The sequence below is a fragment of the candidate division KSB1 bacterium genome (genome assembly GCA_024655945.1).
GTDB lineage: Bacteria > Zhuqueibacterota > Zhuqueibacteria > JANLFK01 > Oleimicrobiaceae > Oleimicrobium.
Genome location: JANLFK010000008.1, coordinates 133066 through 153717 on the forward strand (window position 1 = coordinate 133066; position 20652 = coordinate 153717).

The 20652-nt window shown below is 61.0% G+C and carries 11 protein-coding genes and 2 pseudogenes; all 13 read right to left on the reverse strand.

Going from position 1 to position 20652, the window contains the following annotated elements:
• Window positions 1–96 precede the first annotated feature (96 nt).
• The 13 genes and pseudogenes from NUW13_11220 to NUW13_11280 all read right to left on the reverse strand — a co-directional run bounded on the left by NUW13_11220 (window position 97) and on the right by NUW13_11280 (window position 20604).
• A complete protein-coding gene (locus NUW13_11220) occupies window positions 97–2400 on the reverse strand; it encodes a hypothetical protein (protein ID MCR4439593.1) in 2304 nt (767 codons plus the stop codon).
• The gene (locus NUW13_11225) at window positions 2382–3173 is read right to left on the reverse strand and encodes a hypothetical protein (GenBank protein MCR4439594.1); all 792 of its coding nucleotides are present in this window, start codon (window positions 3171–3173) and stop codon (window positions 2382–2384) included. Before NUW13_11225 ends, NUW13_11220 begins: the two co-directional genes overlap by 19 nt.
• 6 nt (window positions 3174–3179) lie before the next feature.
• On the reverse strand, window positions 3180–4802 hold the full coding sequence (locus NUW13_11230) for a sodium:solute symporter (protein ID MCR4439595.1): 1623 nt from the start codon (window positions 4800–4802) through the stop codon (window positions 3180–3182).
• Between the two features lie 126 nt (window positions 4803–4928).
• Entirely contained in the window at window positions 4929–7175 is a 2247-nt protein-coding gene (locus NUW13_11235) for a glycoside hydrolase family 3 C-terminal domain-containing protein (protein MCR4439596.1), read from the reverse strand.
• A gap of 39 nt (window positions 7176–7214) precedes the next feature.
• Entirely contained in the window at window positions 7215–10646 is a 3432-nt protein-coding gene (locus tag NUW13_11240) for a GH116 family glycosyl hydrolase (GenBank protein ID MCR4439597.1), read from the reverse strand.
• Between the two features lie 6 nt (window positions 10647–10652).
• A complete protein-coding gene (locus tag NUW13_11245; GenBank protein ID MCR4439598.1) occupies window positions 10653–12662 on the reverse strand; it encodes a cellulase family glycosylhydrolase in 2010 nt (669 codons plus the stop codon).
• 188 nt (window positions 12663–12850) lie between these two features.
• Complete coding sequence (locus NUW13_11250) at window positions 12851–14311, reverse strand: sigma-54 dependent transcriptional regulator (protein MCR4439599.1); 1461 nt, start codon at window positions 14309–14311, stop codon at window positions 12851–12853.
• The gene (locus NUW13_11255; protein MCR4439600.1) at window positions 14283–15800 is read right to left on the reverse strand and encodes an ATP-binding protein; all 1518 of its coding nucleotides are present in this window, start codon (window positions 15798–15800) and stop codon (window positions 14283–14285) included. The genes NUW13_11250 and NUW13_11255 overlap by 29 nt, the downstream gene beginning before the upstream one ends.
• A gap of 12 nt (window positions 15801–15812) precedes the next feature.
• On the reverse strand, window positions 15813–17171 hold the full coding sequence (locus NUW13_11260) for an extracellular solute-binding protein (protein ID MCR4439601.1): 1359 nt from the start codon (window positions 17169–17171) through the stop codon (window positions 15813–15815).
• Window positions 17172–18187: 1016 nt separating this feature from the next.
• A pseudogene (locus tag NUW13_11265) lies at window positions 18188–18556 on the reverse strand (GyrI-like domain-containing protein).
• A 43-nt stretch (window positions 18557–18599) separates the two neighbouring features.
• The gene (locus tag NUW13_11270) at window positions 18600–19280 is read right to left on the reverse strand and encodes a DNA alkylation repair protein (protein ID MCR4439602.1); all 681 of its coding nucleotides are present in this window, start codon (window positions 19278–19280) and stop codon (window positions 18600–18602) included.
• A 213-nt stretch (window positions 19281–19493) separates the two neighbouring features.
• Window positions 19494–20237 (reverse strand): hypothetical protein, encoded by a 744-nt coding sequence (locus tag NUW13_11275; protein ID MCR4439603.1) that lies wholly within the window; start codon window positions 20235–20237, stop codon window positions 19494–19496.
• Window positions 20238–20325: 88 nt separating this feature from the next.
• A pseudogene (locus NUW13_11280) lies at window positions 20326–20604 on the reverse strand (DUF86 domain-containing protein).
• Window positions 20605–20652: the final 48 nt, after the last annotated feature.

Sequence of the window (20652 nt, forward strand, 5' to 3'; positions counted from 1 at the left end):
ACCCCAAGCCTTGGCATACGTCGAAGAGTCCTCGCTCTCACCTCCTTTCGTCCGCCTGGTGCAACCTTCAGCGTGCTGCTCTCCATTTCCCTGGGCTCATCGGAAGTAGACGCGCAAAGTATCGAATATGGCCCTGGCCGCCAGCGAATCGATGTCGCCCGCTCTACGGCTGACGCGGAAGATACCCCACCACTCTTCGTTGGAGAAGCCGTCAGGGTGAGCAGAGGAGGCATATCCTCCGAGGTCGTGTGACCAGGGATCGCCGGCTTTCCACCACTCGTCCGAATAGGCCATCAGCGTGGCGCCAATGCAAAAGGGGTGCCGCCTCATTTCCAACAGCCTATTCTTGGCAAAAACGGCTTGTGTCAGCTCGTACTCGCGATGATTGCGGTTGTCATAGGCATCGATGCCATATTCCGAAATCCACAGGGGCTTGGAGGAGAAGGCCGAGTACAGGAGGAAGGTCGGCCCAAATCCCTCCCGGTCGGACTTGTAGAGGTTCATCCCCCACATGTCGAGATACGGCAAATCGCTATCGCGCGCCAAGTAGTCGGCCAGGCCAATGCGCGTGCGGTCGCCGTTGGGACAGGCAACCGGATGGTAACTTGCCCCTTCAGCAAGGAAGGCAGTCACCGCCAGGTCCTCCACCAGGGAGTACCAGGCCCAGTTGTCGCCATTGGTCAGGTTTTGCTCGTTGCCCAACGACCACGCCAAAAGCGCCTGGTGGTCCTTGATGCTGCGCACGTACCGCTCGAATTCTTCGATGATTGCCATGCGTTCGCGCGGTGCAAAAAAGTCTGCTTCGGTGGACACCCAGAAGCCGGCCAGCACTTTGATGCCGCAGAGGCCTGCCTGGTCGAGGAGGAGCTGCTCCGCCTTGCCCCACGTGCGAATGGCGTTGCAATTCATCGTGTGCAGCAGTGGCATGTCTCTTGCGTACACCCGTTCCGGATAGACCAGATCGCCCCAGCTCCCTATGGGCACTGGCGAGTACCCGACGCCTTTGATGACAAAGGGCTCATAGACTGTGTCGCCGTCGAAATCGACCTCCAGTCGCCCGTTTGCCACGCGCACCGGGCCGCATGAAAGAGGCTTCGGCACTGGCACAAGCCGTCGTACAGCCAGCGGGCCCACATCGAGCCGCTCCTGGCCTTCGACTTGCAGCGCCAGTGTGTCGCTTGCGTAGCCGGGGCGCCAAGCCCAGAGGAGGTAGGAGCCCGCCGGAACTGCCGGGAAGAGCACCTCCCCCCTGAGGTCGCTCAGCGCCCGGCGGCGGCAGTCCAGCCCGTCGATGGTGACGACCGCAGCCGGAAGTGGCTGCCCTTGCTCGGTGAGGCGCACTCTCACCTGGGTGCTGGGTGGCTCGTACAGGCGCCCGTACAAGAGGAGATTGTCGATCCACAGGGTAACTGCCCTATCCCGGGAAGCTTCGTCGGCTTTGAACTGCACGGCCTGCAGGGTGTCAAGAACATCGTCGATGCCCTCGCGCTGGCCCCAGGAGGGTTGGTGGAAATCCTGCCGGAAGTCGAATTCATACACTCGCCACTCCCTCGACACCTCAGGGATGCGCACAAAGTATTCGGCCCAGTCATCTGAAGTGACGGCGGCTTTCAGAGAGACGATGAGCGGCTGCCCCTCTCCTCTGAGGGCGACGATGAGGCCCTCGTAACCGCGGGCATCGAAGGTGACCTGGTCGTTCTGTCCAAACAGGAATCTGATCAAGGCAAACGGATACTGGACTGTCGAGCCAAGCACATAGCGAAACTGATACGCGCGCGAGGAGAGATAGCCCCCGGCGCTCGGCCCCACCGCGACTCCTGGCGCAGGCAGCGTCGTCGATCCCTGGTCTTTGTGCGTCTGCCATCGTCCCTGCGGCGGGTAGACGACCGCCGGGCCGGTATGCTCGGCGTCATCGAGGAGGACAAAGGAGCGCCAATGGCCTTCGGCTTGCCAGCAGGTGTCGTACCACGCCTCGAGGTCCTGCACCGAGAGCGCGCTGTCGCCGTCAGCGTCCAGAGGGTCGTTGGCTGCAACCGGGCCGAGGCGCTGCACCAGCGCTATGGCGTCCCACAGGTCCAGGCGGCCGTCAGCGTTCTCGTCGCCAGGGACAAGCTGCACGTCGAGCACAGCGCTCCCTCGATCCACCCTCACTTGCCGCCGCTCGGCGAGCATGTGGGGAGCAGAGACGTGCAGCAGGAAGCCGCCGGGTCCTGGCGGCCTGAGCGTGTAGCAGCCGGCGCAATCGGTCCTGGCCAGGGCAAAGTCTGGCAGCAGCACCACCGTGGCGTCGGACACAGGCCTGTGCCCTAAACCGGTCACCCGCCCGGCGAGCTGTGGGGCGGCCAGCGAAAGCGCAGCGCCTATCAGCTGGCTGAAGACCGCTATCGTAGCAGCACGCATTTTCCTCTGAGCTCCCTTGCCCCAATTCTCAGGCGATAGAAATAGGTACCGGCAGGTAACGGTTGCCCGGAGGCATCCACACCGTACCAGAGCAGTCGTGCTCCACCCGGGGTCACCGGATCTGCCTGCTCCCACACCAATCTGCCGAGGGCGTCGTAGAGCGACCAGCGAGCCGAGCCTGCCTCGGGCACGCCCGTCACCCGCAGCACGACGACCCCCTTGCACGGATTGGGGAAAGCCGCCGCGCCCAGAGTCTCCCTTGCCTCTGCCTCTTGTTGCCCAACAGAGCTTGCCTGGGCAATCACCGCAGGGAACACGCCGCACGGCGACTCTCGCAACGCCTCGTCGATGGCCACGGGGTAGCCAGTGCGCAGACCCACGCTGCTCGCCTGGGCGCCCACGCGCAGGCAGCGCAGCACCACGAGAGTGTCGCCGTCGGGAAGGGCGACACCGGTAGTGGCCTTGCTCAGCATGAGCGCGGTCACCGAGGGCCCTGGGTCAGCCACTGCCTTCCACCGCACCCAGTCAAAACGGCGCAGCGCCACGGGCTCGATGCCCCGCACCTGCACCGCCAGCGTATCGATTGCTAAGCGCAGGTCAATCGCCACCAGACGCGGAAAACCCCTTGCCCAGACCACCACCTGAAACTCTTGCCCCACCTCCGGACTGGCCGGAATGCAGCCGAAGCGTATCTCGCCGCCGGCTACTGCCGCGCTCCAGGCGGCCGCGCCGACCATCGCACTGACCAGGGCTGTGGCTATGTGGCGTCTCATCGCTCCTCACAGAAAGCGCGAGTACAGGAAAAGCACTGTTATGACCAACAATACCGAAAAGGCGATATTTGCCCGGTGCCGGGTGTGATTGCAGTTGTTGCCAGCGCCGGCATGTTGGCTGGCAAGCACTCCGGCTGGTACAGACATCAATCCGCTGCTAAGATGGGCCGGACGCTGCCCGGTGGACAGACTGACACCGACCAGCACGATGGCTGATAGGGCAAACAGCAGAGCCGCAAAGTGCAAGAAGTGGATCTTGGCCACTTGCTCCAGCGGGGCGCACCGGAGGTGCCCAGCTTTGTGCAGCAGTTCCAGAACAAGGCGTAGGGCGCCGGCCACTGCACCCCCGCACAGGGAGCAGATGGCCCCCTTGGCGTTGACGCCCGGCCAGAGAATGCCGACGACAAACACAGCCGCTATGGGCGGGCCCACATAGGCCTGCACGCTCTGCAGAAAGGCAAAGATTTGCAAGCTGATGTAGCGCATGAAGGGCACCCAGAGAATGGCCAGGATGACCAGCGCCGTGGTGGCCAGCCTGCCGACTAGCACCAGCTCCTTCTCGGTCACTTGCGGCCGGAACTGACGGTAGAAATCGAGTGTGAAGAGGGCCGAGCTGCTGTTGAAACAGCTGGCAAGGGAGCTGATGAGGGCAGCCATGAGACTCACCACAACCACTCCTTTGACGCCAGGCGGCAAAAGAGTGCAAGTTGCCAACACCGGATAGGCTCGAGCCCCCAAGCCCGAGTCGCCCGAAAGCGCGTGAGCGACTAGGCCGGGAAGCACCAGCACGAAGACGGAGAGGATCTTGAGGAACCCTGCCAGAACCGCACCGCTCCTTGCCTGGTCGATGTTCCTGCCGCTCAGTACCCGTTGCACCGTGTATTGATCCGTGCACCAGTACCAGATGCTGAGGATGGGTGCACCCAGCAGGATCCCTGTCCACGGGAAATCGGGATCGGAGGGCGGCTTCATCATGTGGAAGAACTCCTGCGGCACCCTGTGTTGCAGCCCATGCCAGCCGCCCACTTCGCGCAGCCCGAACATGGTCAGGAGGGCTGCCCCAGCAAGCAGGACCGCCGACTGGAACACGTCCAGATGCACGATGGCCTTCAGCCCGCCTGCCACCGAATAGATGCCGGCCACGCACGCCATAACCACGGCAGAGGTCGCCATGTTCCAGCCCACCATCTGGCGAAGCAGGAGACTGCCCGCGAAAAGGATGACCGACATGCGCGTGAGCACATATGCCACGATGGACACACTGCTCAGGTAGATGCGGCTGGCCCTGCCGTAGCGCTTCTCAAGGAATTCAGGCGTGGTGGAGACGCCCGAATTGAGATAGAGGGGTACGAATACCCAGCCCAGCGCGAGGAGCACGAGGCAGGCCTGCCATTCGAAGTGGCCTATGGCCAGGCCGCGGCTTGCCCCAGAACCAGCCAAGCTGACAAAGTGCTCGCTGGAAATGTTCGAGGCAAAAAGAGACGCGCCGATCACTACCCACCCCGTCCCGCGTCCTGCCAGAAAATAGTCCGTGCTGGTCTTTTCGCGCCGCGAGAAGTAGCACGCCAATACCAGCAGCACGACGAAGTAGGTGCCGACAAAGGCCATGTCCAGCTGGGCCAAATTCATGGACAAGTCACCGTCGCATGCTCCGTTGCGTTGCGACTTGGCCGCTCATCATTAAGTCTGGCGCTCCCAGGCAGGGCGAAGTCGCTGCCATGCCTGCCACGTTGCCAGACGTCGATCGGCAAGCACTTACTCCAGGACAAAGGTACGCTCCAGGTTCCCGACACGCACGGCAAATTCCCCAGGCTCCACCGTCGGCCGATTGTCAAGGCCGATGAAGCTCAAATCAGACTCGTGGAGAGTAAACTGCACGGTTCTCTTCTCTCCCCGGTTGAGGTCCACTTTCGCGAAACGCTTCAGGCGCCGCACCGAGGGCGTCACCGAGGCGTATAGGTCGCTGAGATAAAGCTGTACGACCTCCTTCCCGCTTCTCTGGCCCACGTTCTGCACGGTGACGGTCACGGTCAAGGAGTCGCCACGCGGCAACTTCTCTTTGTCCAGAATGAGGTCGGTGTAGGCGAACGAGGTGTAGCTGATGCCAAAGCCAAACGGGAAGAGCGGATGGTAGCGATTGAAGGAATTGGCATTCTCACTGTGCTTGTGGTCGTAAAGCGTCAGGTCATTGCACGCGCGTGGGTAGGTGATGGGGAGCTTGCCCGAAGGATTGACCAGGCCAAAGAGGACCTCGGCGATGGCCTGCCCTCCTTGCGGCCCCGGCAGGTAAGCCACGAGGATGGCTGCCGCCTTGTCGGCGATGCTGGTGATGATGCGCGGCCTCCCCTCCACCAGCACCACGACGACGGGCACCTTCGCCCCCGCCAATGAGGCGACCAGGCGGAGCTGGGGCTCCGGTAAGGTCAGCTCCGAGATGTTTCCGGGCGTCTCACAGTACGGGTCTTCGCCGAGGCAGACGATGGCTACATCGGCTTTGCGAGCTGCCTTCACCACTGCCTTGATGTCTCTGTCGCGGTGCACTTCGACCCCTGGCAGGTATGTCACTCTCTCGCGGCCGGCCATGGCCACAATTGCCTCAAGAATGGTGGGCGTGTCCTTCGGGTAGAGTTCCTCACGGTCTCCTTGCCAGGTGATTGTCCAGCCGCCATTCAAGCACGAGCGCTTGGCGGCCGTTGGCCCGGTGACCAGCACTCTCGTCGAAGGAGAGAGAGGAAGGAGCTTGCCACTATTCTTGAGCAACGTGATGGACTCGCGGGCTGCTCGCAGGGCGGTTTGCCGGTACTCGGGCGAAGCGAAGCGCCCTGACCCCTCTCTTGGCGGATACGGATTTGCAAACAGGCCAAGGTCGGCCTTGAGTTGTAAGATTCTCCCCACCGCTTCGTCGATGCGCGTCTCGGGCACAGCGCCCTCGCGCACTAACTCCAAGAGGAGCTCGTAGAAGCTATAGTCCAAGGGGACCATGCTCATGTCGACGCCAGCCATGACGGCCATGCGCACGGCCTCCTTGGCAGTGGAGGCGACGCGGTCCCGCTCATGGAGATTTCTGATGTCAGCCCAGTCGGAGACGATCACGCCCTGAAACCCCAGTTCACTGCGCAGAAGGTCGCGCAGGTAGAAAGAGCTGGCGTGCACGGGGAGGCCATTGATTTCTGAGGAATTCACCATCACGGTTTTCACCCCGGTCTGCACCGCCGCCTGAAATGGCGGCAGGAAGTATTCGCGCAGCATGCGTTCGGGAATCCAGGCCGGGGTGCGGTCTTTGCCGGTGAGTGGAAAGCTGTAGCCCAAGTAGTGTTTAGCGCAGGCGGCAGCCCGTGTGTGAACGTCCAGGCGACCATCGCTGCCCTGCAGGCCGGCCACGTAGGCCTTTGCCATGACCGAAGCCAGATAGGGGTCCTCGCCGAAGGTTTCCCACAGGCGCGGCCACAACGGTTGCCGCCCAACATCCAGCACCGGACTAAAGTTCCAGGGAATGCCGCAGGCACGAATTTCGTAGGCCGTTATCTCCGCCTCCTTGCGCACCAGCTCCGGCTCCCAGGTTGCGGCCATGCCCAAATGCTGCGGGAAGAGCGTCGCCCCGAGCGTGTAGCCGGCGCCGTGGACGGCGTCGATGCCGTAAATGACCGGAATGCCTAAGCGCGTCTCTTTGGTCGCCACATCCTGGATGGTGGTGATGATCTCCTGCCAGCGCCCCAAGGGGTGTGCGGAGGTGCCCACGTTCAGTATCGACCCCACGTGGTACTCCAGAAGGGCGCGCCTGAGGCTGGGCAGGTCGATCTCCAGCGGCTCCTGCGTCAGAGGGTAGCCCTTGCACACCAGCTCCAAAGAGATCTGGGTCATCTGGCCTACTTTCTCTTCCAACGACATCTGTGCCAGGAGCGTGCTCACCATTGGGCTGGGCCCAGCGCCGGGAGTCGCCGTCCTTGCCATGGTCACGGTTCCAAGGGCCAAGACGAGTAGCAGCGCCTGCGGTGATCTCATCCCTTCCTCCTGATCAGAAGAGTGCCTGCCGAAATTGCCTCACCTGAGACGTACCATTTTCATCGTCTTGACAGCCTCCCCCGTCGCCGTCCTTACCCAGAGCCGGCAGAAGTACACCCCACTGGGTGCCGGGTCGTCCCACAACACGCGATGGGACCCCGCATGCTGTGTGGCGTTGACTAACTCCCCAAGCAACCGGCCGGCCACGGTGTGCACGGTGATGACCACATGCCCTTCCTCCGGCAGGTGATAGGCGATCACCGTGCCCGCATTGAAGGGGTTGGGCCAGTTCTGCTGTAACGTCGGCTCGCGCGCTACGCCGCGGTATCCTCCTACCTCTTCGACGACAGTAGAGAGGGTGTCGAAAGGATTGGCGATCTCCAGCAGGAGCTCCCACACGGCGCGCGGACGCTGATACTGTTCGGCGCGGTACTGCGCCGGATCGGCATAATGCCAGGCCTCCGGCGTGTTGAAGAGGTAGGCTGTCCTTTCGTTCACCCACGTCTGATAGTACACGCCATAGGCCGTTTGCAAGGCCCTCTGCATGAGAGTTTCGTCGCCGAGCTCCTTGCCCCAGTGGTACATGCTTGCCGCGACGAAATAAGAAGAGCCGGTCCACACCTCGTTGGGTTGTCCAGAGGGGAGAGGACTGCCGTCGGCATTGCGACCATTCACGGCCCCCATGTCGCCGATGCCGTCGCCGGTGTAATCGGCCAACGGCGCGACACACCGCTCGAACACCTGGTGGAGATGGGAAGCGACGCGGCCGGGAGGCAGAATGGGCTCCAGGCCCGTGGTCTCGCAATAGCGCTGGCCATTGAGTCCGTCTGCCATGATGGCCGTAGAATGGGCATCCAGTCGGTAGTAGTGCAGCTCCTCCTGCCAGAACAGGTTGTCCAGCACCTGCTTTGCCACGGCCAGGGCTCTTTCCACTTCCGCCTTGAGTCCTGTCTCCCCCACGGCTGCCGCCAGCCGGGCCATGGCCTGCAAGGCGCCGACCCACAGGCCCCCGCAGAGGAGGTTGTCTCCCACGAACCCCCAGGTATCGTAGGTCGTGTTCCCATGGTCAGGAAGGGTGTTGCCATTGGCGTCCTTGGTCTTCATGTAGCGGTAGGTCTTTTTGCAGGCCGGCCACACGAAGTTGAGAAAGGCCTGATCGCCCGTCTTGCGGTAGTACGCGTAGACCTGCTGAATGAATTTGCTGGGCATGTCTTGCCAGTCGCCCCCATAACCACTGAAGCGGAAGAAGGGGTCCTGCGCAGGCATGCCGGCGTCGTGCGGGGCCTTCCCCTCCGGGTCATTGGCGATATAGTCGGCAAACCAGCGCAGCACGTCGCGCTCGATCTCCGGCCACAGCTCAAGATAGTGGCGACACTCGTAGTGGCGCACGTCAAAAGTCTCGCACATGGGATACGCCTGGCATTCCATGCAAAAGTACTTGTGGTCGTCAGCAGGCAGGGTACCGTACGACGACTCGGCAGGACGGGTGATGCAGCCGTTCTCCCAGAAGACGCCGCCGAAGGTGTCGTAATAGAGCTCGTTGAGGGCGGCCTGCTTGAGCCATTGCGGGTAGTGGGGATTGTCGACGATCAGCCGCTGCCAGCGGTCGACCTCTGCCTCCCACTGCGCCAAGTTTGCCAATGCCTCGCGGGCCACGGCAAAGGAGTGGCCAGTTTCGGTGCCGAAATATTCTGTGTAGCGGCGGTACCATTCGGTGCCCTCGCCGAAACGCACGCGGGGGAAGTACCACGTGAGCACGAAGGGCACGGTGGCTTCGTCCCCGGGGGCCAGCTTCAGGCTGACCGCTACCGCGGCGGCAGAGCCGGAGCCATCCAGAGCCACGCCGCTGAGCCTGCCGTCGGCAAAGTCGTCGTAGATGTCGGCGCCGGTTCCCGAGCCGTTCCAGGAGGGGCAGACGCTCACCGTCCAGCCGGGCTCCTTGCGGGTGGCGATGCACCATTCGCTGCCTTGGGTTACAGAAGTGTTGAGCGGGCTTTCGGCGCGGAGCACCACCCCGATGAGCTCTGCTTCCGCCTCGACCGCAGTGCGCAGGCCGGTGCGCACCTCGTCGGCATAACCCGCGTTGGGGAAGGTGAACATCAGGGCGAGCTCCAAAGTGTCGGCGCCGGGATTGGCCGCCCGAAACTGGAAGACCCCCACGGGAAAGCTGGTCTCGCGGTAGTTGTGCGGGATGATGGGGCTGAACTGCTTGAGGGACAGGTCGGCCAGGTTGCCATAGAAGTCAAACCACGCCTGCGGGTAGAGGGCATAGTAGCGCCCATCGCCCTGGTTCAGGGTTGACCAGGCGGGCAGAAGACCCTCGGTGGCAAGGGTACGCGCGCGCGCTGCTTGCCCGGGGATCTTCTCAAACAGGTGGAAGGCCCCCTGGGGCAAGAACTTCTCTTCGTGCACGCCGGTCTTGAACTCCCAGGGGCCAAAGGTGCCGCACAGATTGAACATAAAGTTGCCGGCACCCACGCCACCCAAGGGTACGCCCCTCTTGGTCCTGCCTGTAGCGCCCCGGGGATAGTCGCCAAGCGGCCGTGACCACGCACAGGAAGGCACTGGCCACATGCTTCGCGGCGCGCGGGCTCTTGTGCCTACCACCACGGCGGAAGGGGCACTTTCGTTGCCCGAGGCATCCACTGCCTTCACGAAGTAGTGCCCGGTCGTCCCTGGCGGGACCTCGCCATCGGTATAAGCCAACACGGGCGTGGGGGCCTTGATGAGGCCGGTGGTGCAGGCCTCATAAGGGCCGGCAGGCGTAAGAGCACGAAACAGGCGGTAGCCTCGGATATCGTTCTCCACGTTGCGCCGCCAACTGATACGTACCCCTTCAGGAACAGAGGAACATTGCACCCCCTCAGGGGGAAGGGGCGGTACGTCGTCGCCCACGGTCGGCGTGATGGCGATGGCCGCTATTTTCGCATAATCGGCGTCTACTGCCGGTACGGCGATGGTGATGCTCCCTCCTTCCGGGCAGGTGGTAAAGCAGGTGTCCAAGGCAACGTCGTGTCCCACCAAGGCGAAGATGTCCAGGTTGTCTAAGAAGAGGAGGTCATTGATGGCCACGTCAAAGACGCGACTGCCGCGGGTTGTCCAATAGATCTCGCAAAGCTTAAGAGTGACTGAGTAGAGCCCGCTATCCAGGCCGTCATAGCGGTAGGCGATGGCGGGACCGTAACGCTCCGTCTGATAGAGCGGGTCGTCTTCGGTATTAGCGATGGCATGGGCAGTGGAGGCCACGCCCACTCCAGGGCTCAGGAAGCCCCAGCTCCCTGGGGCGTATCGCTGGTCCGGGTGCCAGAGGTTGCCGGCGCGATCCACGTACGGCGCGGTAAAGCCGCAGCGGTGGCGAATAGCTACCCCCGACTCTCGCCGCAATGGACTTGCCAGCATGGTCCCCAGAGAGAGGGCCATGAGCACCCCGACAATCCTTACAACGGAGGATGTGCACACCCGTAGCGGCATGGCATACTACCGTCGCAGTACTAAAGGTGTGCACCGCCCGACATCGCCCACCAGGAGTTGTCCAAAGTACAGGCCCGAGGCGAGTCGCTGCTTGCCAGAGCCGGTGCCGTCCCAGACCAGGGTGGTGTGGCCCGCAGGGAGCGTGCCGTCCACAATCGTGGTGACCAGGCCGCCGTTGATATTGAAGATGCGCAGCGCCACGCGCTCCGGCTGGAGCACGAGAAGAGAGAAGGCGGTGCGCTCGGCAAAAGGGTTGGGGTGGCAGCGGGTCCAGCTCACCTTGTCCGTGACTCGCTCGAAGCGGCTTCCCTGGCCGGCGCCGCTTTCCAAAAAGCTGAAAACCAGCTGGCTAATGTTGAAGCCGCCTGCGGCGATGCTGAGAACCAGCGCATGTTCTCCAGCGGGCAGGGAGGCCTGGCCGCAGTCCATGTCCGTCCACTGCTGCCAGCCACCAGTGGCAGCGACACCCACCTTGCTGGTGATAGGAGTACCGTCCAGGAGGAGTTCGAAAGCACCGCCGCCACTGGGTGCGGCCACCCGTGCCTTCACTTCATAGTCGCCGGCGAGGAGCACTGTCACCGTATACTGAAGCCACTCGCCTGCCTCTAACCACCCCAAGCTGTAGGGCGGGCCGCCGGGGTCGCTGCAGGGCTCGATGTCCACCCCGTCGTTGCGGTAGGCCCCGCCCCTGTTCCAGCGTGGGCCTCCAGGTCCACCGGTGTTCTGGTAGTCGCGATCGTAGTAGGCCACGCCCAGCGCGCCCAGGTCATAGTCGGCACAACCAATGACGCCGGGAAGGGTGTGCGCGCGCAACGGGATGGCCCGTGCGTCGTGGTCGGGCCGGGTGAGCGCATCGTGGATGTCGGGTCGGAATTGGCAGCTGTCAATGCGCAGGCTGCGCGCCATCTCCATGAGGGCAACGGCCGCATACTCGCGCGACGGCCTGCTGGCAGTGCCGGCCCAGTAGTCGAGTACCCGCTGGTAGAGCGGCGAAATTGGCGCCGAGTACGGAGAAGTAGTGGTTTCCACCTTCTTGTGCGTCCACCAGCTCCAGCCGATGCCCTCCTCTTCCATCAAGCGCAGACAGTCGCGCAGCCAGACATTGGAGTTCTCGCCCGTCTCGCCAAGCCACAAGGGCACGTTGTAGTGGCTGCGAAGGCGAAGATATGGCAGAATCGCCTCTCTGCTGTTCTCGTTCCAGTACTTGTGGAAAGCATAGGCCATGTTGCCGTCGAAGGGGGGAGTCAGCGAGGTAAAGTCGGTGCTGTACCAGTTGCCCTCGATGAACAGCAGATGGTTGTTATCCACTTCGCGGATTGCCTGGGCCAGGCGCATGTAGAGCAGGCGCAGCTCGCTGCTTGCGTGGCCGGTCGGGAGCACCGGCTCGTTGAGGAGGTCGTATCCCCCGACCCATGGCTCCTCGGCATAGCGAGCAGCTATGGCCCGCCAGATCGCCACAGTCAGGTCCTGGTTGGCAGGGTCGGTCCAGAGGCGAGCCTCCACGCCGTCGCTATCGCTAATGTTATCCTTATTCTGCCCCCCAGGCGCGCAGTGCATGTCCAGAATCAGGTAAAGGGCGTGCGCCTTGCACCAGGCAATTACCTGGTCGAGGAGCTGAAATCCCTCCTCGCGAAAATGGTCTCCTTCCCACAGCAGACGGTAGTGAAACGGCAGGCGGACGGAATTGAATCCCCAGGCGGCAATCTGGGCGATGTCCTTTTCGGTGACGTAGTTTGCCGTGTACAGGCGAAAGAACTCTTCGGTCTGTGCTTCGCCAAGCAGATCGGCGATGCGATTGCGGATGAAAGAAGGGGAGCCAAACCCGGGGATGTGCAGCTGGTAGCCTTCGGGGACGAGCCATCCACCAAGGCCGAACCCACGCAGTAGCACTTCCTGCCCGGTGGCGTCGACGATCACCCGCCCCTTCTGGCGGAGGAAAGAGCTGGCTGGCGCCGACCACACCAGCCAGAAACTAACCGCCACGGCCAGGAAAGTCCAACGGCGAACCCTTGGCACAGGACCTCCATACGGGAGAACTTTATCCTGTTCCGCCCTTACAAGATTTGGGCCAGGGCAATGGGCGGTTGGGTCGGCTTGAAAATGTGGCAGTTAGCAGCATAATCCAGAGGTAACGACAAGAGGGCGAGTTATCACGGTGATAATGGCTGTTATCCCCAGGAGAATGGCGAGCGCCAACAGGCCTTCTACTTCAGCCCGAGCTCCTTGCAGAGGCGATGGAAGTTGGATGGCGCCAATCCCAACTTCCGTGCGGCCAGCGCATCTGAGGTGGTCTGACTGCGCACGAAGCGCAGGTATTCGCGCCGGAATTGCCGCTCCATCTCCCGCAGCGGCATGATGTTCTGCGCATCCCAGGGCCAGGGCCGCGCTTGGCGCTCGCCTTGCTGCAAGGCGGCGTGCGGCCCTAAGGCCGCCTGCACATCGCCAAGGGTAATGACCGCACCGCCATTGATCAGGAGACGTTGCAGCACGTTCTGCAGTTCGCGCACATTGCCTGGCCAGCTATGGGCCGCCAAGGCTCGGAGCGCGGCTTGCTCGAGGTGCGGGACGGGCCGCCCCATGTCGGCACTGAAACGCCGCAGATAGTAGTCGATGAGCACAGGGATGTCTTCCGGGCGCTCCCGCAAGGGCGGAGCGGTGATCGACAGAACGTTGAGGCGATAGTAGAGGTCCTCGCGGAACCGCCCCTCGCGCACCAGCCGCTCCAAGTCTTTGTTGGTGGCGGCAATTATGCGCACGTCCACCTTGTGTCTGGCGGTTCGACCGATTTTGTCAATATCCCCCTCTTGAATCACGCGCAACAGAGTGGATTGGGCCGCTAAGGGAATTTCGGTGATTTCGTCCAGAAAAAGCGAACCGTTGTCCGCAACCTCAAAGAGCCCCTTCTTGCGCGCCATCGCCCCGGTGAAGGAGCCCTTCTCGTAGCCGAAGAGCTCGCTTTCGATCAACTGTTCCGGCAGGCTGCCGCAATTCACTGGCACAAAGGGCTCGCTCTTCCGGCGGCTGAGGTAGTGAATGTTAGCCGCGATGAGCTCCTTGCCCGTGCCCGATTCCCCGCGCAGCAAGACCACCGCGTCGGTCTCGGCACAGCGTCGTATGGCCTGGCGCAGCTCCGTCATGGCCCGCGACACCCCGATGATCTGCTTCCTTTCCAAAATCTCCTGGATGGTGTTCTGCAGCCGGGTGTCGGCGCGGCGCCGCGCCTTCTCCAGCAAACGCCTCTCGTAGGCATTGAAGATGCTCAGCACAAAATCGGTGGGCTGGTAGATGAACTCCTCGATGTCATAGGGGTACTTGGTGCAATACCACATCGCCCCGGCTTCCAAGAGGCTATTGGCAAAGTCGAAATCGGTCACATTGGTGGTCATCTTGGTGATGACGATGATTTGCACGGTGGGGTCTACTTCTCGCAGCTTGCTCACCAGCGCCTCCCCCTTCAGACCGCCGGCAATCTGGTAGTCCATGATCACCACGTCATAGTCGCTCCCTTGGGTGAGCAGGTCTACCGCCACCTTGCCGTTGGACACGGTGTCGACAATCTGGATGCGGTCTGCCACCGGGCGCAACGTGCGCTGAATGCGCCTGATGTCATAGTCCTCGTCCTCGATGAGGAGGACCCTAATTGGCTCGTGGGTGGGAAGTTTCATCTACTGCCTCGTGTGGTATGACGATGGTGAACTGGCACCCGCCTTCGGGCAGGTTCTCCACGTCAATGGCCCAGCCACAGCGCTGCGTGCATAGCTCGTGGGCGATGTAGCAGCCGTAACCGGAGTTGCCCTGGTTGCTCTTGGTGGTCACGTTTTCCAGGAAGAGGCGGCGCACGCCCCGTTCGTCCGGTTCGAGGAGGTCCTGGCGCACGCCCGGCCCATTGTCGGCAATGGTGAGCAGCGTCCGCCGCTGGTCGGCTTGATATGAGGAACTCACCCGGATTACCAAATGGTCGTTGCCACTGTGGTCGATGGCATTTTGCAGCAAAGGTTCGATGATTTCCCAGACCACGAACTCGTTGATGGCCACCGGCGGCACGCGCTCGTCCAGGTCCAGCTCGATGTGAAACTGTTGCTGGCCCGAGGGGAGGCGCAAGAAGATGTTCTGCACCACAAAGCGCACCACATCGTTGACCGAAGTGCGGAACGCAGGATTGCGCACCGTGTGCAGCGGGGGCTCGTACCACTTCATGTCGTAGATGACCCGGGAGATAAAGTTGGCGTACTTGCGCACCCGCTCGCGCACCTGCTCGATGTTCGCCGGGGAGAGCAGTTCCAAGTCCTCTTTGATGAAGCCCATGACCTTCTCTGCCTTGTGATGGGTGTGGTAGATGCGCTTGGCAAAAAGGGCCTCCTTCTGGTAGTGCATGTGCTCGCGGATCTGCCGCTCTCGCTCTTGAAAGAGGAGCTGTTGCGCCTCGTCCCTTTCCCGAACTGTGTAGGAGGAGATATAGAACATGGCAAGAAAACCCAACAGAATAAGAGCAATGGAAATGAGGCCGGTCTCGTTGTAGCCCGCCAGGATCTCTGCACTCACCAAATGAAACTGCGGGGTGCTGAGCATGTACAGAGCGCCAAAGTATTCACCCTTGGGCACGAGCGGCACAAAGACGTGAAAGTTCTGCCCGCCCTCCACACGGCTGAGGGTCTGCTCGGAGGAGATGAGCTGGGACGCCAGCTGCTGATAGAGCTCTACCGCCCGGGGGTGCGGCCGGTCTGGCGGCAAATGGGCAGTGTGGCCGACCACGTACTCAAACAGCACATGCCCATTGTCGATGGGCACTACCCGGGGCCCATCAGAGACCAGGATGCACACCTCCTGGACATGCTGCTGGAGAAGTTGCTGGCTGAGGATGATGTTGAAGGCCTGCACGACCTTCTTGACGCTCGTCTCCTCAAGGCGGCGGTTCTGCAAGGCAGTCTCCAGCACCAACTCGAAGGCGGAGGCGGTGAGGTTCGCCTGGCGTTCGGCAAAATCGCGTTGGTACCACTCCTGGGTGTCGTAAAGGAACCCCTTGACGGCCCGTTTTTGTGCTACCGTGGCGAAGAGCTGGAAGAGCACCAGAACGGCAAAGGCCACGGTGAGGTGACGCAACTGGAAGTGATATTTGCGCACCTTGGCGAGCAAGCGGTGGGGAGCGCCTGCCATTGTTTACCCCTCTTACTTGATGAGCACCTGTCTGCTGTTGATGTGTGACGTGGCCAGCCGCAATGCCTCTTGCACAGGGAGCTCGTTGCGGATGGCCAAATGCGCGTAGTAGGCGATGATATCGGAGATCTTCGTGTAGTCGACAAGGTAAGGGCGATGCACGCCCATGCTGAGCAGGTCAAGGTAAAAGGCTAATTCCTCATGCTGCCTCATGAAGGCGGTGTCCGCGTACACGGCCTTGTTGATGGGGATGTAGCCGCCCTCCGTGAACAGCAGCTTCTGGTTTTCCTCTCGCAGGCAGTACTTGGCGAAGGTCACGGCGGCCTCCGTCTTGCTCGAGTAGCGGGGGATCATGAAATTCCATCCCCCGTAGACAAAGGCGCGCCGCTGTCCGGCAAAGTGGGGCAAAGCGGCCAGCCGCAGGTACTGGAACTTGCTGGTGTCCTTGACCGCGTTGCGATAGTGCTTCACAAACCCGGGCCAGCCACGGATGAAGAGCGCGTCGTGCTCTAAGGCATACAGGTAGCCTTCGTACTCGTCGAACTTGGTCACTTCGAAGGGCGCCAGGTGGTAGCGATGCACCAAGTCTCTGAGGAGCTGAAGGCTACGCGTGACCTCCGGACGCGTGAGATCGACTGTCTCGGCCGCGTCCAGGGTGGCACCCTGTCCCGCCATCCCCTCGTAGAGGCTGCAGACAAGACCCTCATAGTTGTCAGCGGGGAAGATGTACAGCGGGTTGTGCATGCCTGCCTCATCGCAGCGACGCTGGAGGGCGATGAGCTCCTCCCAGGTGATGGAGGAGCGCAGCGAGTCGACAATAGCCGCGGCGCCGGGAACCTGCTCTAAGAGGTCCTGGCGGTAGTACATGAGCCCAACGTCGGTGTAGAGGGGGATGGCCACCAGCTGGCCGTCCCAATAGCAGGACCGAAGGGCGTGGTCAAGAATGGCGGCGCGGTCCTCGGCGCTGAAGAAATCCTCTAGCGGCTTGCACCAACGGGCAAAACGCGGCACCCAGATGATGTCCACCGTGAAGATGTCGATGCGGCCGCTCTTGCTGCGCATCGTGCGCGCCAAGAGCTCCTTCCGCTCATTGGTGCTGAACTTGGTGAAGGGAAGGTCGATGGGTACCACTGCGATCCTCCCCTGGTACTCGGCATTGAAGCGGTCGATGATGAGCTGGTGGGCGCGGGAGATGTTGTCGGCATAGTAGAGCGTGACAGGGCCCCCTTGCAACGCGCGGTGGTCCGAGGTGGGCAGGAAGACAAAGGCCGCAAGGACGATGGCCGCCAGTCCCAAGGAGAGCACGAGGTAACCAGAGGTGCGCAAAAGCTTACCACCTGCTGCGCGCAAATCGCTCAAGGATACAGCCATGTGCTTGCTTCTCCGGCCATCTGGGACCACTCGCACCGCAGAGGCTCCTCAGACAGCGTGGCAGAGACAGCCCAGGTGCGCACTCGAAATATACAAAGCTCTCCCCTGGGAGTCAAGGCAATTTGTCGCTTGTGCTGGAGAGGTCAAGAATCTCCCTCTACTGTCGTAGCACATTGTAGCCCTGGGCAAGCTGACAAGCAAGGCCGTGCGGGCGCTCACGGAAGGCACTCAAGGTTGCCAATGTTACCCAACGAACGCCGAAGCTCCGCGAGGTTGGCCCGCCAGGTCGCCCTGCCCGCGTGACTCTTTCCAGGCCCCCAGAACCCTCCGGAGGCTGCCTGCCCCAAAGTCGTGGCTTACGAGCCCCGAGCGGGCACAGCAAGCGGCAGCACTACCGGCCCGCGACGCGAGAGGGCAGGCCAGGGGCCACGCGCGAAGTCGAGTGAAGCAGAAGCGGAATTAGAGTGGAGTTAAAGTGGGGTTAAAGTGGAGCAAAGGTCGGACAGCTCCTCGTGCAAAAAATGACCGTGGCTTGCCGGAATGGCCTCGACCGCATCGCGTATCGCCATGGGGAACGCCGCTGTAGAGGCCGTCCAGCCCGGGCCAAGGAGTGTGAGTGCACCCGGACGTTGCGGTCTACTGCACCATAATGTCGGCGATTGAGCAGCTTGGCATTATCGAATCGCCAAGTGAGCGGCATGGGTGCGCAGCGACCAGCACGGCACCGGTGGGGTGGGAGCCGCCTTCAACACCGGCGTCCCCCGGGAACTCCTTGACCCTGGACCCCGTGCAAGGGTCACGCGAGTGGATGCGTCGCTTGCCAGCCGCCAGGCCCGCGTAGTACAGCTGTAGTTCGATCCTGCGATGTGCAGGGGGCTGGTAGCTGCAGTAAACGGTAGTGCCAGGGCGGGAGACAACAGGGCCGGCGGAATGGGCTGGCACTTGGGCTTTCTGTCGGCATGCGGTTGCGCCGCCGAGGGGAGCAAGATCGGCTCCAGCCGCGTTCGGGCGGCAACTCAGGTCCGCCTACAAATAGGCTGGCGTAGCACCGTCTTCAACTTCTCTGGCGCAGTCCTTCGAGGATCGCTCAGGTATATCTCGTGATGCCTTCCGTTTAGTTCGTAACCGTTTCCTCTGATAAAACTATGTAGCCTGGCTATTGTTGCCTCTTCTGTAGCATAAGGCCCAGCATGCATAATTTGAGCCGATAGCCCTTCCTGATAGGCTTCGAATCGAACTCTCTCCAGAGCAGGAAGACCTTTCTTCTTCCTGACTTCGTCCAGAGCTTCCGCAACCATCTCAGCCACAACGAATTCTGGTTGCATGATCATCGCGGTCCACTTCCAGATTGCCTTATTGCTCATACTGAACTGGCTTGGGTCATCCGTCCACCACCCAGGTGGTCAGTCCGCCGAACAACGATACGGCTTACGCGCCTAGCCTCTTCTGCACCGCCTCGCTACTGAGTTCCTTTTTCATATCTGAAGCTATCCAGCGAGCTGCCCTCGTATCCATTTGCCCAATGTCCTCTGCCACCTCCAACGCTGCTCTGTTCAGTTTCCTGTTCCTCTTCCCAATATTGCGTAGCGCCCAACTTACCGCCTTCCTGACATAGTTGCGCTCGTCTGTCGCTCCTCGCTTTATCACCGGAAACAGCTCGCCAAGTCTCTGGTCTTCCGCCTCTTTGTCATACCAGGCCAGACAGGCGATCAGTGCATACGCAGCCCGCTTCACATACTCCTCTTCTCGCTCTGACCACTCAATGATCTTCTTCCAGGCCAATGGACTCCTCCTGAATAGGTTCATACACACTTGGTCGCATACATCCCATGAGTTGAAACCCGCTACCCACTCATCCATCTGCTGCTCGGTCAACTCCTCAGGTCGGTCAACCAGACAAGCCACGATCCTTGCCTCAGGTATCCCTATCTCCCACAATCGTAGCGCAAGGTCATGGTCTTTGCCAGTCTCTTTCGCTATCCTGCGCATATCTGGGACAGATACTCCCAGTCGGCGCTCAGCGGTCATCCCATACCTGGCCATACCTTGCACCTTATCGGGCATTGCTTGGGAGTCCAGTTTCTTGAGTACTTCCTCCACAGAAGCCATGTCTTGCCTGCAAGCCGTTCTTATTTGGGCCGCCGAGCATGAGCCCCTCGCCCGCTATGCTTCGCAGTCCAAGAAACTTTGAGCAGACCAAAAACGACCGATTTCGCGCCGCTCGATCACCGCCGAAAGCGGATCGTACGATCGCAGGGTTGGGCGAGCATCGTTTTTGCGACGATGCGGCCTTCCTCCTTCATGTGACCAGTACCGGACTGCCTATTCCGACTTGTGTAATTGATGTAGCACCTCGTGAGCGATTTTCCTTGACTTCGGGCTTGCTTTCTCGTTGGTAATGTATACGCTTTTGTAGAAATCGGAGACCTCTTCTATCTCGATGAGATTCACGCTTTGCCACTCCATCGCGAATACTGTAATCATTCCCAGACTTTTCCCCAATAGGCTGGCGTCTAGAAGTGTTAGAAACTCCTTTGTAAAAGCGTCTTGCTGATCAACTAGGTTGCCGGAAGAATGCAAGTCTTTGTCCATACAAAAACAATAGAGCAGCCGGTTGATGCGGTCTGATGCTAACGATCTGACAGCCTTGAGTAATTGGCTCGCCCATCTCCCCACACTGTCGCCGTGGTCAAATTCGAGCGCGATCACTTGGCTTGGAGTTATTATTATGCCATCGGGCAATGTCCAAAGTCGTTTGCCCCGTCGCCGGCATTCTGTGATAGAGAACCCGAACTGCCAAACTATCGAGCTATCCTGTTTTTCAAGGTGCAAACTTGTCCCGTCAGCGAAAAGGTCTCTTGCGCGACTGATCAATCGCAGCTTGTACTGAACTGCTTGGTCCCAGAGTTCCAGCGCGTGGTTCGGTTTCACTCTCCGAGTAGTTCGTATTAGCTCGCTAGCAAATGAAAATGACTCGCCAAGCGCAAAACGGAATGCTTCTCCCTTACCGTCAGCAAAGAGATGGGCAAGCGCATTGACATCTGTGCCTGATCTACGTATGTGCATCTCTTCTCTTGTCCTATGGGAACCCAACGGCTTGTCGGTCAGCCGCGCCGCCGAAGGCGGCGTCGGCTGCAGCGGCGGGTTGGGCGGCTCACTCTTTTTCCGAAGGTTCTTTCGGTAAAAACGGCTCCATCCTGTTCAACAAGTCAGGCACGTCTCTCGTTGCCGCTCTCCATACTTCGTCCCAATCCACTACATCATCGCCGTGAATCAGGTGATCACGCATGCCAGCCATCAACGCCCACGGGATTTCGGGGTGTTACTGACGCAACTCAAAGGACAATCGCTTGACCGCTTCGCCTATCACAATCAACTGATAAAGCACGGCCGATTGGGTCTTGAAATCTTCGAGGAATTGTTCCCTCTGCAAGCCTGCGTAAATGTCCAAACTGCGCGCGCGGCTTTGGCAATATCCAAT

What these genes read in the sequence shown, in the direction of transcription:
- NUW13_11275 (MCR4439603.1), bottom strand. Translation starts at nt 20,237, where the DNA reads ATGCACATACGTAGATCAGGCACAGATGTCAATGCGCTTGCCCATCTC.
- NUW13_11225 (MCR4439594.1), bottom strand. Translation starts at nt 3,173, where the DNA reads ATGAGACGCCACATAGCCACAGCCCTGGTCAGTGCGATGGTCGGCGCG.
- NUW13_11235 (MCR4439596.1), bottom strand. Translation starts at nt 7,175, where the DNA reads ATGAGATCACCGCAGGCGCTGCTACTCGTCTTGGCCCTTGGAACCGTG.
- NUW13_11240 (MCR4439597.1), bottom strand. Translation starts at nt 10,646, where the DNA reads ATGCCGCTACGGGTGTGCACATCCTCCGTTGTAAGGATTGTCGGGGTG.
- NUW13_11250 (MCR4439599.1), bottom strand. Translation starts at nt 14,311, where the DNA reads ATGAAACTTCCCACCCACGAGCCAATTAGGGTCCTCCTCATCGAGGAC.
- NUW13_11270 (MCR4439602.1), bottom strand. Translation starts at nt 19,280, where the DNA reads ATGGCTTCTGTGGAGGAAGTACTCAAGAAACTGGACTCCCAAGCAATG.
- NUW13_11255 (MCR4439600.1), bottom strand. Translation starts at nt 15,800, where the DNA reads ATGGCAGGCGCTCCCCACCGCTTGCTCGCCAAGGTGCGCAAATATCAC.
- NUW13_11260 (MCR4439601.1), bottom strand. Translation starts at nt 17,171, where the DNA reads ATGGCTGTATCCTTGAGCGATTTGCGCGCAGCAGGTGGTAAGCTTTTG.
- NUW13_11230 (MCR4439595.1), bottom strand. Translation starts at nt 4,802, where the DNA reads ATGAATTTGGCCCAGCTGGACATGGCCTTTGTCGGCACCTACTTCGTC.
- NUW13_11220 (MCR4439593.1), bottom strand. Translation starts at nt 2,400, where the DNA reads ATGCGTGCTGCTACGATAGCGGTCTTCAGCCAGCTGATAGGCGCTGCG.